9 protein-coding genes are annotated in these 10,951 nt (G+C 70.0%); 1 reads left to right on the top strand and 8 read right to left on the bottom strand.

Annotated features, from left to right (window positions below):
• From tssA to D7Y21_RS13370, 5 genes are all read right to left on the bottom strand, one after another.
• Positions 1–799, bottom strand: a 799-nt coding sequence (gene tssA, locus D7Y21_RS13390) for a type VI secretion system protein TssA (protein ID WP_121713537.1), incomplete at its 3' end; no start/stop codon positions are given.
• Positions 796–4,719 carry a type VI secretion protein IcmF/TssM N-terminal domain-containing protein gene (locus D7Y21_RS13385; protein ID WP_121713535.1) on the bottom strand — a complete coding sequence of 1,308 codons (3,924 nt, stop codon included), beginning with the start codon at positions 4,717–4,719 and terminating at the stop codon, positions 796–798. The genes D7Y21_RS13385 and tssA, both read right to left, overlap by 4 nt.
• Positions 4,716–5,501, bottom strand: a complete 786-nt coding sequence (locus tag D7Y21_RS13380) for a DotU family type IV/VI secretion system protein (RefSeq protein WP_121713533.1) — start codon at positions 5,499–5,501, stop codon at positions 4,716–4,718. The genes D7Y21_RS13385 and D7Y21_RS13380 overlap by 4 nt, the downstream gene beginning before the upstream one ends.
• Positions 5,502–5,507: 6 nt before the next feature.
• On the bottom strand, positions 5,508–6,872 hold the full coding sequence (tssK, locus tag D7Y21_RS13375; protein WP_121713531.1) for a type VI secretion system baseplate subunit TssK: 1,365 nt from the start codon (positions 6,870–6,872) through the stop codon (positions 5,508–5,510).
• Entirely contained in the window at positions 6,862–7,332 is a 471-nt protein-coding gene (locus tag D7Y21_RS13370) for a hypothetical protein (RefSeq protein WP_121713529.1), read from the bottom strand. Before D7Y21_RS13370 ends, tssK begins: the two co-directional genes overlap by 11 nt.
• A 533-nt stretch (positions 7,333–7,865) precedes the next feature.
• On the opposite strand from D7Y21_RS13370, the gene D7Y21_RS41420 reads away from it, so the two are divergent.
• The gene (locus D7Y21_RS41420) at positions 7,866–8,420 is read left to right on the top strand and encodes a hypothetical protein (protein WP_147469268.1); all 555 of its coding nucleotides are present in this window, start codon (positions 7,866–7,868) and stop codon (positions 8,418–8,420) included.
• On the opposite strand, the gene D7Y21_RS13365 is transcribed toward D7Y21_RS41420, so the two are convergent.
• The 3 genes from D7Y21_RS13365 to D7Y21_RS41415 are packed head-to-tail and all read right to left on the bottom strand — an operon-like array spanning position 8,411 to position 10,946.
• Positions 8,411–9,178 carry a TfuA-like protein gene (locus D7Y21_RS13365; protein WP_121713527.1) on the bottom strand — a complete coding sequence of 256 codons (768 nt, stop codon included), beginning with the start codon at positions 9,176–9,178 and terminating at the stop codon, positions 8,411–8,413. The two genes, D7Y21_RS41420 and D7Y21_RS13365, sit on opposite strands and share 10 nt — an antisense overlap.
• A complete protein-coding gene (locus D7Y21_RS13360; RefSeq protein WP_233612085.1) occupies positions 9,175–10,404 on the bottom strand; it encodes a YcaO-like family protein in 1,230 nt (409 codons plus the stop codon). The genes D7Y21_RS13365 and D7Y21_RS13360 overlap by 4 nt, the downstream gene beginning before the upstream one ends.
• Complete coding sequence (locus tag D7Y21_RS41415) at positions 10,401–10,946, bottom strand: hypothetical protein (RefSeq protein WP_147469267.1); 546 nt, start codon at positions 10,944–10,946, stop codon at positions 10,401–10,403. Before D7Y21_RS41415 ends, D7Y21_RS13360 begins: the two co-directional genes overlap by 4 nt.
• Positions 10,947–10,951: the final 5 nt, after the last annotated feature.

The raw sequence follows: 10,951 nt of genomic DNA, 5'->3' as shown, positions 1-10,951 counted from the left end.
ACGCAGGGGCGCTCGGGGCCGGGGGCTCCATCAGGTCACTGACCGGCGCCAGCACCGTCCGCAGGTCCTCCAGCGCGCGCCGGAGCTGGCCGAGCAGGGGACGCTCCTCGTCCATTCGTGGTGCGAAGACGCTCTCCACCTCCAGCGCCGCGTCGTTCACTTCGCGCAGGGCCTGGCCCAGGGGAGGGTAGAAGGCCGCGGGCGTGGACCGCAGGGCGCTCAGGAAGCCCTGGGCGTCCAGGGGCTGGGAGCCGTCCCGCGCCGGCTCGTCGTCGCGCGACCGCGCTTCATGCTTCTCGCGGTGGAGGATGCGCTCAAAGTCCGCGTAGCAGCAGGCCGTGCCGCTGCCTCCCGTGGGCTGGGAGAGCGGGATGCGCTTGAGCCTCGGGGTCGCGTTCCGGTCGAGCCAATCGAGCACCGAGATGCGATGGCTGGCATTGCCGTCATCCAGCGCGGGCCAGGCGGTGTCCCAATACCTGTCAGCCAGCGCGGCCAGCAGGCGCAGGCCCTCCGCGAGTCCCGGGAGGCCATGCTGTTCGAGCAGCGCTTCGGTGAGCCAGGCCGCGAGCTGCAGGTCCTTGGAGCGCGGCAGCGCCTCCTGACAGAGCTGGCTCACCTGCCGCCAGTGGGCGTGCTTGAACTGGTCCCGTCCGATGTCCTTCAGCAGCGCGGGGTCGTCTTCGCGCCGGGCCTCTCGGATGTCGTCGTACGTCTGATTGTGACGCAGGGAGGGGCCCGCCGGAGCGTCTTCGGAGACGGGCGCGAGCAGCTTCTCGAAGTCGAGCAGGGAGGCGCTCATGGCGTGGAGCTCCGGGTCAGTGAGGCGGTGGGTGCACCCGACGGCGCGCGTGTGGGCCAGAGGCGCGGCGCGGTGAAGCGCGTCTTTCCCTCCAGGCCGGTGAGGGGGACGCGGAGGAAGGCCACCGCCTGCTCGCAGAGGCGGCTCCGCTTCTCCTCGACACGGATGGCGAAGCGCAGGGTGTGCGGCCGGGGATCCGCGCCGCCGCCGAAGTCCGTGGGCCGGCCCTGCTGGGCGCGCAGGAGCCGCAGCAGGGCCCAGGTGCCGCCGAACTCGAAGCGCGCGGTCGCGTCCGGGGCTCGAGGTCCGCCGCACGCCTCTCCGCGAGCGAGGGGCGCGGAAGGGGCGTCCTTCGCCCAGCGCAGCGCCACCTGGAGGGGTTCGCCCGGGTGCCACGCGCCCGGCTTGCCCGCCGCCAGCCTCCGTCCGCCCGTCACCAGGCTCCAGGTGATGATCTGATTGGCGAGCCGCTCCTCGCCCACGTTGACGCGTGGCTCCAGCTTGAGGCCGTAGCCGGCCAGTCCTTCCTCTTCGTCGAGGAGCAACGGCGCGAGGAAGGCGCGGGTGGCGCGGGCCTGCTCAAGAAATGCCAGCGCCTCGGCCGACAGCGACCGGCGCTCCGGGGCATCCACCAAGGGCAGCACCTCGTCCAGCGCGAGGAAGAAGGCGCGGACCTCCGGAAGGGCCGCGTCAGGGGCCTCCACCGCATCGGTGGTGAACGGGAAGCGGCCGGCCAGGGTGGTGTTGAAGCGGCGCGCGAGCCGGGCGTAGGCCTCGCCCAGTTGATCACTGACGAGCTGCTCGCAGCGGCGGGCCACCAGGCCTTGCAGGCTGGCGCGGCGGGCGAGGAAGAAGTCCCTGCCCGCGTCTCCCGCGGGCGGGAGGCCCTGGAGGCAGTGCTCGCGGGTGATGTTCATCAGGCCCTGCTGGACGAAGGACTCCAGCGCCTGGACGGAGTTGCCGGGCACCTGCTGTTCCCAATCGCGCAGCTCATCTCCGATGCGGCGCCACTTGAGGAGCAGCGGAGGACGCTCGCTGGTGGCGGACACCTCCCACAGGAGCGACACGGGCAGGGTGGCGTAGTCCCGGGCCAGCGTGGCGGCGCGCGAGCGCTGCGTCTTGAGGTACTGCCCCAGGGCCACGGCGTCCGACACTCCGAAGGCCTCCAGTGCCGCCGGGGACTTCCCCTGCCACCGCGAGAAGCGCGGATCCGGCGCGTAGAGCGTGTCCCGCTCGAAGAGGGCGTCCACGCGCTCCAGCAGGCTTCCTGCCTGGGCCGCCAGCAGGTCTCCCAGCTCCTGACGGGTGCTGATGAGCAGTAGCTGGTCTCCCAGGTCGCGCAGCTGCCGCAGCTTGCCGTCCACCTGCTTGAGGTTGGCCAGCTCGGCGGCGACCTGGGACTCGGCCTGGGGGGAGTGCGTCGCGGCTTCGCCAGCGGGCATCGGCTCCAGCTTCCGGGCGCGGAGCAGCTGGACGCTCAGCCGACGCTCCAGCTGCTGGCGGGCCACCTCCGCCACCACCTCGTGCAGCTCGCCGGGGAACACCGTCAGCCCCTCGGTGAGGAAGCCTTCGTAGAGCTTCGTGAGGCGGAGGGCTTCGTCCAGCGCGGGCTCGGACCAGAAGACGCGGACAGGCCCCTTGGATGAAGCGGGCGGGGGCGCGTCGGGTTCGGCCATGAAGCCCTGGGCGAGCAGCTCCTTCAGCGCCTTCTCCAGGGCGAGCGCGCCCGGGGACAGCTCCAGCTTGCAGCCCGGGTCGTCGCGCGCCAGCAGGGGCCCCGTGGCCCGCGTGGAGAGCGCGCACAGCCGCTCCTTCAGCGCGTCCAGCTCTCCCGTCCACTGGCGCTCCATGTCCGCCGCCGCCGGATCACCCAGCGCGCGCGACTTGCGCACGGAGTCCAGCAGCCCGGTGAGGGACTTCCCCAGGCCAGGCGGGCCCAGCCAGACAGCCCCGGGCCGGGCCAGCTCCGTCCGCAGACGCTCCAGTGCCTGCGCGAGCTCACGGGCAGTCCGGGCCACGGACGTGCCTTCCCCGCCACGTCCCTCCAGCCGGGTGGCCAGGGCGACGCACGCCGCCAGCCGCGCCTCCAGCGGGTTCTCCACGAACAGGCGGCGCGAGAGCTTCGCGGCGAGCGCGGTGGCCCGGCGGGGCGCCGCCTCTTGCAACGACGCCTCGAAGCGGGGCGCGGAGGCCTGCGCGAGCGCTTCTTCGTAGCGCGCGCCGTTCTGGAGGAACCCGGTGCCGGGGTCGGCGTGCAGCAGGTAGCGCGCGAGCCCGTCCACCGTCTGCAGCCGCTTGCTTCCGGACTGGCCCTGCAAGGCATTGAACGCGTCCACCTGGGCGGTGAAGGTGGCCAGCTCCTGATCCAGCGAGCGCAGCGCCTGGAACTCGGGGGTCTCCTCGGGCGCGAGCAGCGCGTCGGAGGACGCGGGCTGCTGGACCTCGCCGTCGAGGATCTGCTGGAGCCTGGTTCCGAGCTCCCGGTGGAGGGTGGGCAGCACCAGGTCCTCGAAGCTGACGCGGAGCGCGTCCTGGAGCTTTCCGGCCAGGGCCGGCGCGGGCGTGCCGGGCAGCTTCGCCAGCTCCTGGAGGACCGTCGCCGCGCGGCGGCGTTCAGCCTCCGCGTCCGGCTCTCCCCGGGCGCGCTCCGTGCTCAGGCGGGCAAGCCCCGCCATGCCCTCGGCCACGGGCCGCGTGTCACCGCGCAGGCGCTGTTCGAGCGTCCACAGGCCCACGGGCAGGAGCACCACGCTCACGGCCAGCGACCACCGCAGCGCCATCAGCGCCCGCTGGTTGCGGCGCTTTTCCGAAGCGGACGGACGGGCCAGGCTGCTTTCAGGGAAGACCTTCTGGTCGAGCAGATGCGTGAGGAAGATGGGGTGCGGCCCGGGCGCGGGCGCTCCGAGGGTTCGCTCCGTGAGCCGCTCGCTCGCGCTGAGGTCCCCGTTGAAGTACACGCCGCGCAACGGCAGGGCCTCGTGGTGGACGCTGGCCCGGAAGATGGGATCCAGCAGGACGCGCGCCGGCTCGGTCAGCCCCCGCAGCGCGGAGGGGAAGGTGAAGGCGGCGTCGCGCTCCTGCGCGTTCTGTCCTTCCTCGCTGGCGAGCAGCTCGAGCTGGACGCGGGTGAGCGTCCCGTGGAGGCGCTCGAAGGCCTCGGGGATCCACTCGGCGCGCCACGCCGCTTCGAACGGATGCGGGTTGGACCAGCCGAACATCTCGTTCCACATGTCCGAGGGCAGCGCGCGGCAGAAGCTGGCGAACCCGGGGAGGACCTCCGCCTGCGTGAACAGCACGTAGATGGGGAAGCAGACGCCCAGCTCGTCCTGGAGCGTGCGCAGGCCCTTCGCCACCGCGTCCGCCTGCGCGCGGGCCTTCTCGCGGGACGCGCGGTCCGTCCCCAGCAGCAACGCGGCCGGGAGGGCGAGCACCGCCGCGTCGATGGGACGCAGGGGCCGGGCGCCGCGAAGCGACTTCAGCGCGGAGCGGAAGGACGGCTCGGCGGACTTCGTCAGCCCCGGCAGGTCGATGACCTGGCCCTCGTTGAAGATCCACGCGGTGGCGCGGGTGGGGTCCTGGGGACGCTCGGGCTTGCCGAAGGGCAGGGGGAGCTCGACGCTCTTGAGGAGCGTGGCGCTGTCCGCGTCGGGCGTGCCCACCAGCACGCAGTGGGGCACCGCGTAAGTGGCGCCGCCCTTCTTGGGCGTGAGGAGCCGTGACCACCGCTTCAGCAGTCCCGGTGCCGGCTTCTCGGCGGGCATGGGGACTTCCGGCGCGGGCGTCTGAGGTTCGATGGCGGCCGTCACGAGCCGCGTCGCCGCCTGCTCCGCCCGGCTCTTCATCCAGAGCCGCACGCCCTGACCGAGCGCGGCGAGCACCACCGGGACGCAGCCCGTGAGGAAGGATTCGAGCGCGCTCATCGCGGCACCTCGCCGTGCGCGAGGATGCGGTCCAGCGAGGCCCGCAGCCCTTGCGTCTCGCGCCGCACGATGACGTTCCCGGCCACGACGCCGAGCCCCACGACCGCGGCCAGCGCGAACGCCCAGGGCCGCAGGGACGCAAGGCGCCGCTCGTGCTTGCCGTCCAACGTGTGCGCGTAGGCCTGGGGCAGCAGCCGGTGGGCGGGTTCGCGCGAGCCCGGCTCCCGCCGGAAGACGAACGCGAAGAGCCGACGCCGCAGCTTGCGCAGCTGGGTGCCCGCGTCCCTGTCCCGGAAGCGTCCCTGGAAGCCGAGCGACAACACCAGCAGGTACACCGCGGCCATCTCCACCCGGGCCGCGTCCGAGTCCCGCAGCAGGGCTTCGATGTCGGTGAAGAGCTGATCCCCGGCGACGTGGGTGCCGAACAGCTCCTCCTCCAGCAGGGCGCTGCTCCACGCGTCCCGTCCCGGCCAGGCGTGTTGGATCAGCACCTCGTCGGTGAAGGCGGCCAGGACGTAGCGGACCTCCTCCGGACGGATCTCCTGCGCGTCCTCCTTCCCACGGACGCGGTGGGAACCCAGGCGCTCCAGCTTCTCCACCAGCGTCGTGCGAAGCCTCGCGAACGTGTCGTCCTCGGGGGCCGGATCGTCGCTGTCGGGGTCGGCCACCGGAGCCTCGACGAGCGTCTGCTTGAGCCGCAGCAGCTCGCTGAGGAACTCGCGGGCCTGTTCGAGCAGGGGCGCACGGTGCGGCTGGTACTCGGTGGGAAGGGAGGAGGACATGTGGCGTCAGGAGGACCGGGTGCGGGGACCGACGAACAGGGTCAGCTGGGCGGGAGGCGCGAGCGCTCGCGGGTGCTCGGGGTCGCGTGGGTTCTCCACGGCCAGCGGCTGCCGGGCCTCGAGCAGGCCGGGCTCGGGGGTGAGCGAGAACAGGAGCGTGCCGCGCGGTGCGAGCAGTCCCCGGCACTGGTTCACCTGCACGCGGGGCACGCCCACGCTGCGCTTCTCACGCAGGCCCTTGAGCTGGGTTTCAGCGCCGATGCGCGCGCCGCGCATCCAGTCCAGCAGCTGCCGCTCGGTCGTCCCTGGCGTGCCCTGGATGCCAATCACCCACTCGCGGTCCAGCCAGTCCGCCTCCACCTGTGTGGAGAAGCGGTCCTGCAGCTGCCGCAACGGGATGGCCGTGAAGAGGTCGGAGACGCCCTGGTCGAGGCTCACGCGGATGAAGTCGATGACCGAGTTGAAGGCGGCCCCGGGTGACGCGTGCTCGTACCGCGCGAAGGGAGGCGGAATCCGGCTGTGGCCGATGGCGGCCAGTTGTCCGGCGAGCGAGCAGAGCCCGAGGTAGAGCGTGAAGGGGTGGGGCTCGGTGGCGAGCAGCGCCTCGAAGGCGGGGAGGCCCGCGACCAGGTGATGGAGCAGGCGCTCGCGCTCGTGGACGAGGGCGCGCTCGGTGTCGGCGCTGGCGGCGCGGATGCTGTCGTCCAGGCTGGCCGCGCGGGCGCGGAGGTCCTTCGCCAGCCAGGCGCACCGCATCCAGAGCGGGCTGTTCGCGTCTGTGGCGATGCGAGGGGCCACGTCGCCGTCCACCACGCGGAACTTGGCCTGGACGCACTCGATGGCGACCAGCGGCAGCAGGCTGTAGCCCGGGGTGGCCTCGTCGGCCTGGAGCTTGATGCGGGGAAGGAGCACGGTGAGGCGGGCATCCCCGTCGTCCGTGTGCTCATCGCGCACCTTGCCGGTGGACTGGGCCTGGAAGCGGGAGTGGTCGCTGCTCGTCCCCGAGAACTTGTCGTCGCTGACCGCCAGGAAGACGGTTACCGGCTGCTGGCTGGCGCGCTCCCGGAGCGAGCCGAGATCCAGCGCCAGGCCCTGCGGCTTCCTCCCGGCGTCCGTCTCGGGCGGCGGGTAGCGCACGGTGAGGCCGTCCTCGAAGACAGCCTCCAGTTCCTGGACGCGGAAGAAGCCCTCCGCGAGGGCCTGCGCATCGAAGGACAGCCGCCGCACGCCCCAGTGGAAGGGATTGAGCAGGCGCAGGTGGTAGCGGAGGGATTCCTCGTGGTGGTGCGCCTGCCGCTGGAAGTGCTGCGGCATGAGCAGCATTCCGTCGGACCAGTGGATGGGGGGCGGAATCGTGTCGTCACGGCTCATGGCAGTCCCCCTGGAGTTCGGGCTGGGTCAGGCAGAGGTGGTTCGCGCGGACCTCCAACTGGAGCGCCCGCTTGGGATCGAACCGGTAGCGGTGCTCGCCCTCCGCGCTGTAGCCGACGAAGACGAGGCCGCCAGCGGTATGGGCGGGGACGTAGCGCCGGAACTCCGGGAGCGACTGGTCGGGAACCAGCTCGTAGAACTCCTCGTGGACGTCCGCGGCGTGGTCGCGCAGGAACTGCTCGCGCCCGACGAACCACTGCGACGCGCCGACGGCGAGCAGCTGCTCCAGCACGGTCTGGTCGTAGACGAGGAGCAGGGAGAGCGGGACGGGGCTGTTGTCATTGGCGTCCGGCCGCAGGCGGATCTGGACCTTCAGCCCGGTGCCAGACGAGACACAGCTCGTCAGGGAGAGGGCCAGGACGCAGATGGCCAGCGGCCGGCGCTGGAGCCGGCGGTTCATGAGGTCTGTCTTTTCTCAAGGGCCGGGGAGGTGAGTGCGGTCCCGGACACTTCCTGGCAGGAGCAAGGCGCGGGCCAGCGTCACCGCAGGGGAGAGGCACTCACGCGTCGGCAAGAAGTTGCCGGGGATGGGTTGCCCGGCAAGGTCTGTCGGCAAGAAGTTGCCGTGGCCTGCGGCTCATCTCTCGCCCCTGCCGCTGACAGTTCCGGCATGCCCTGTGCTCATCCTGCCTTGGAGCCGAAGCCGGCCGACAATCAACGTTAATCAAGGAGGATGAGGTGCTGTGTCCGCACTGCCGTAATTATCGCTTGGTCGTCAAGCAGGGAATGGACCTCCGATACTGCCTGACGTGCAAGCGATGGGTTGTCCCCGACGCGATTCCGCGTCCCGCTCATCCAGTTCCCGATGATCTAGGGAGTCTCCGGGAGCAATTCCAGCGCCGCGTTCGGAAAGCCGTCTTGTCCCCCCCGGTCGCCCAATCCGGTCCCTCCAATGTCCCTCACCTTGGAAGTCAGCAACAGGCGGCGAGCCAAGTGGGGAAGATACTCAGGCACTCCTTGTTGACATTGAATGGCAGGTGGAAGTGGTTTGCGGAGCCCTACGATGCGTACATCGCTGCCGCTAAAACAGGCGACTGGAAGAAGCTGTTCGATGCAGGTCAGTCGTATAATTGCTTTCAGGCAGTATTTGTTATCTGTTGCTTCGCGCTGCGGCATAAAGCTGCGTCGCTCAAGATCATCGAAGAGACCCTGAAGGGGGCATACGGCGACAGTGAGACTTTCGTTCTTGAGTGTTTGGGTTATTTCAAATTGTCCGATCCCGTTGCCCCTGCAGACAGGATTGCAGTAGGCCAAGTTGTCTGGTTTGCCGGTAAGACCGGCCATGACCATGTCGTCCTATCGCTCGGTGACGGGCTGGCAGCGAGCCTGTGGTCAGGCCCTCAGCGGAATTGTCTTCAGGTGCTGCCGCTCTCGATTCTGAACGAGTGGGCTGAGTTTAAATTGGGGCGAGAGTTCACTCTGCGGACATCCACGCCTGTGCTTTTCGACCGGAGTTCGTTGAGCGAAGTCGCAAAGGGTTACAAGTAGCGGAAAGAGGCCGGGTCGGGCGAGGGCGTGGCCTCGGCTTTCTGGCGAACGTGCTCCCATGCGTCGGTATGGAAGAAGGCGAAGCGGGTGTCCTTCGGGGGAAGGCCCGCCTCCAGCCGTGCGCGCAGGGTTTGCAGCAGCTCGAACGCGTCGAGCCGCTTCTGGTCGACGCGATGCTCCGTCACGAAGCGGCGGAAGGCATCGAGCCCGGCCGCGTCGAGCCCCGTCTCCTGGGCCTGCTGGAAGAGCGCTGGCCAGGTCCGGTCCGCGTGGAAGAGGCCCTTGGCGAAGAACTCCAGGGTGCTTCGCGTGTCTTCACCCAGCACTCCCGTGGCCTGTGCGGCCTGGAGCGTCGCGCGGAGGTTGACCATCGCCTCGGAGAACGGCCGGTAGCCGTCCTCTGCGTCGGCGTGCACCACCGCGACCTCGTCATCGTCCTCCAGGGCACCGCTCTCGAAGGACTTGAAGATCTCCCCCACGCCCTCCATGCCAAAGGCAGACAGCTCCGCGGCGCGCAGCGCACCTATGCTCGCGGCGCCGAAGACGTGCACGCCCTGCTTCATGGCCCAGAGGATCTCCTTGTGGGACACCGAGGGCACCCGCTCGAAGTAGCCGTCGATGAGCCCGATGGCCACGGGCTTGCCGAGCGCCGCCCGGTAGAGGTCCCCCTGCGCCGCTGGCGGGAGATAGGTGGCATCGAGCACGCGCGCGCCTTCACTGGCGGAGAGCGTGGGCCCCGCGAAGATGACCACGTTCATGGCGTGTCCTCCGAAAGGCGGCGCCGGGCCCGGGCGCCCGGCACGTAGCCGGGGATGTCATTGAGCGGTTCGAGCCCCGGCACGATGACCCGCACCACCGGGATGCTGAAGGGAGGCCGCGTCAGTTCCACCGCGATGGCCTCCCGGAGCCCCACCGCCCGCAGGCGTTCGAGCAGGAAGGTCAGGTCCTCCTCCAGCGTGTCGGTCCGCACGTCGGGAGCGGAGTGGAATCCCTGGACCCGTGGTTCGGCGCGGAGCCGGTCCCGCATCCGCAGGGCGGCCTCGTACTCCGCCTCCGGCCCGTGGGGCGTCAGGTGGCGCACGTCCTCGCGCGAGCCCGTGATGAGGGTGAGCCGACTCTGGGCCGCCTCGGTGAGCGCGCGGGAGAGCGCCACCCCCCGGCAGGGATGGCAGCCCATGCCCCCCATGGGACCAATGGGCCGCTGGGGCGAGGGGTCCCCATCCACGATGGTGCAGGAGTACGCCGCCACGCCGACGTCGGAGGTGATGTCCCAGACGCCGACCTCCACCCCGGCCCGCGCGTATTGCCCGAGCAGGGCCTGGCAGCCCGGGTCATCCACGGTGCTCAAGTCCACCCTGCGGCGGTCCTGGGCCTGCTGGCTGGAGCAGCGGAAGAGGGTGGCGGCGTCCCGCTCGATGAGCTCGCAGAGCGCATGGTTCACCGCCTCGAGCGGGTGGTTGCCCGAGGCCAGGCCGCTGGAGCTCATCAGGAACGAGCCGCTCCCCGAGGGCAGGGGGAGCGTGAAGTCCATGTGGACCATCTCGTAGGGCACCCAGGTGGGGGCCCCGTCGAAGAGGTTCCGGCCCTCCGTCCAGAGCGTGCGGAAGTGGCCGTCGAACCGGCTCACGGACAGCGCTGGCAGCCCCAGGACGTCCACCATCCGGTGGGTGAACCGCAGCTCGTTGAAGGTGGCGAGCTTGAGGGGCAGGGGGATGTGCTCGGCGTGATACAGCTCGATGGCCTCCATCAGCCCGGACGCCCGGGCCGCGGCGAGCGTGGCGCCCTTGCCCTGGGACACGGAGAGCGAGCGCGCGTTGGGCCGGATGACCATCACCACCGGGATGCCGATGGTGTCCAGGCCCGTGACGTTGGCGACGCGGGTGATGCCCATCACGGGCAGCAGGCTCCGCACGCGCTCGATTGTTGCCTCGGGCGCGTGGAGCCGGTGCGTGCCCGCGTGGAAGCCCTTGGGCGTTGTCGTCAAGGGTTGAACTTGAAGCTCTTGAGATTCAACACGTAGCACGTGACATACGGCTCCGATTCAGGCTTGTGCGTTAGCAGGTCCGGGTCCGTCAGGTTGGCCACGATTGCATTGCAAGCAACGAGCTTGTCGAGGGTGGGGTTGTGGTCCAAGTTATGGCCGGTGCCGTCGGCATAGATGCGCCATTGTTTGTCATCTGCTCCGATGATGACCACTGAGCCACAGAAGAAGGTCAGCTGCTCGGTCAGGTTGGTCACCGGGTCATGCGCCGTGACGTCGACCTGACCGAAGGCCATGCCATCGACGTCGATGGCATTGTGAGGACTAGACTGTGTGCTTACGGGGGGCGCGAGCCCGGGCGGCTTGAAGGTCCATTTGATGTCCCCCTTGGCATTGACTGCCGTCAGTCGCGCGGCGCCGCCAACCTCCAGGTGATGCCTGCCGCCAGGAGTCCTGTCCCGGGTGGCGCCTTCCGGCTCGCGATCAGGCGAACGGGTCACCTCGAACGAGATGGTCAGTTTTTCGTCTTGTGTTGTCTGGGACATGGCTT

This window comes from Corallococcus sp. AB045 (genome assembly GCF_003668895.1).
Lineage (GTDB): Bacteria > Myxococcota > Myxococcia > Myxococcales > Myxococcaceae > Corallococcus > Corallococcus coralloides.
The sequence above is the reverse complement of the archived record's forward strand: the minus strand, read 5'-3'. Positions and strand labels throughout refer to the sequence as shown.